The organism is Microvirga sp. P4_G7, assembly GCF_056401005.1.
The window spans coordinates 1-1,452 of record NZ_JBFUKD010000814.1; the positions used below are offsets into that span (position 1 = coordinate 1).

At 62.5% G+C, this 1,452-nt stretch carries 1 protein-coding gene and 1 pseudogene; both read left to right on the plus strand.

Translation table 11 applies throughout. The features are described from left to right. Positions 1-314, plus strand: a pseudogene (locus AC1DT3_RS20935) (iron ABC transporter permease); the annotation flags it as partial. A gap of 5 nt (positions 315-319) precedes the next feature. Beyond that, on the plus strand, positions 320-1,423 hold the full coding sequence (locus tag AC1DT3_RS20940) for an ABC transporter ATP-binding protein (protein ID WP_477467123.1): 1,104 nt from the start codon (positions 320-322) through the stop codon (positions 1,421-1,423). Positions 1,424-1,452 lie beyond the last annotated feature (29 nt).

Genomic DNA, 1,452 nt, shown 5'->3' on the forward strand with positions numbered 1-1,452 from the left:
CCACCATGCGACGGGTCGTGTTGCCTCTGCTCCGGCCGGCAATCGTCGCGTCACTCGTCTATTCCTTCGTCCGGGCGATGACGGCCGTGAGCGCCGTGATCTTCCTCGTCACCGCCGAATACAACATGGCGACGACCTATATCGTCGGCCGCGTCGAAGCCGGTGAATTCGGACTAGCCATCGCCTATTCCACCGTGCTCATCTTCGTCATGCTGATCGCCATTCTGGCCATTCAGCTGGCCGTCGGCGAACGCCGCCTCGGTCGACGCAGTGCAGGCGCCCCCACGACCCCCATCGCCGTTCCAGCAGCATGAACCAGATGTCATCAACCTCCCCTCTTCCCCGCCTCGCTTCCAAGAAGGAAGCGGCCTCGGTCGAATTTCGTGGCGTGACGAAGCGATACGGCGATGTCACCGCGGTCGATACGGTCAGCTTCAACATCGAACCCGGAACACTCGTCACGCTCCTCGGCCCGTCCGGTTGCGGCAAGACCACGACGCTGCGCATGATCGCCGGTCTCGAGATGGCGAGCGAAGGACAGATCTTCATCGGCGGGCGCGACGTGACACGCCTCTCCGCAGCCGACCGCGACGTGAGCATGGTGTTCCAGTCCTACGCCCTCTTCCCGCACATGTCGGTGCTGGAGAACGTCGCGTATGGGCCGTCCGTGCAAGGCGCCAGCAGGAAACAGGCTGAAGCCATGGCGGTCGAGAAGCTCGGTCTCGTTGGCCTGTCGGGCCTGGAGAAACGCGCCCCTTCGGAGCTTTCGGGTGGACAGCAGCAGCGCGTCGCCGTTGCGCGCGCGCTCGTGCTGGAACCGCAAGTGCTCTTGTTCGACGAGCCGCTTTCCAACCTCGATGCAAAGCTGCGCCGCCGCGTGCGTGAAGACATTCGCGAACTTCAGAAAAGTCTCAATCTCACCGTCGCCTATGTGACGCATGACCAGGAAGAGGCTCTCGCCGTTTCCGACCGCATCATCGTGATGTCGAACGCGCGGATCGCTCAGACCGGTACGCCGCGCGAGTTGTATGAGGAGCCGGCCGATCTTTTCGTCGCCGACTTCATCGGCGACGCCAATATCCTTACCGGCAACGTCGTCGAAGTCATCGGTCAGCAGGCCCTGGTCAAGATCGGCGACCTGAGCGTTCAATTGCCGAGCCGCGGTGTGAAGCCTGGGCCGGTGAAGCTCGCCGTGCGACCAGACGCCGTCGTCGTTCAGGAAGGAACGGCCCAGGGAACGGCACTCGCGGGGATCGTCAGGAAAGCGTCCTATCTCGGAACACAGGTCGAGTACGACATCGAAACTGCGATCGGCGAATTGTTCGTCGTTCAGTATGGCCGCAAGGAGCCGATCGAGATCGGAACGTCGGTTGCGATCACCCTGCCGCCCAACCGTGGCGTTGCGATCATTCCCAATTCCTGAGGCCGTTTCCCGATTGCATGGCAGGGTTG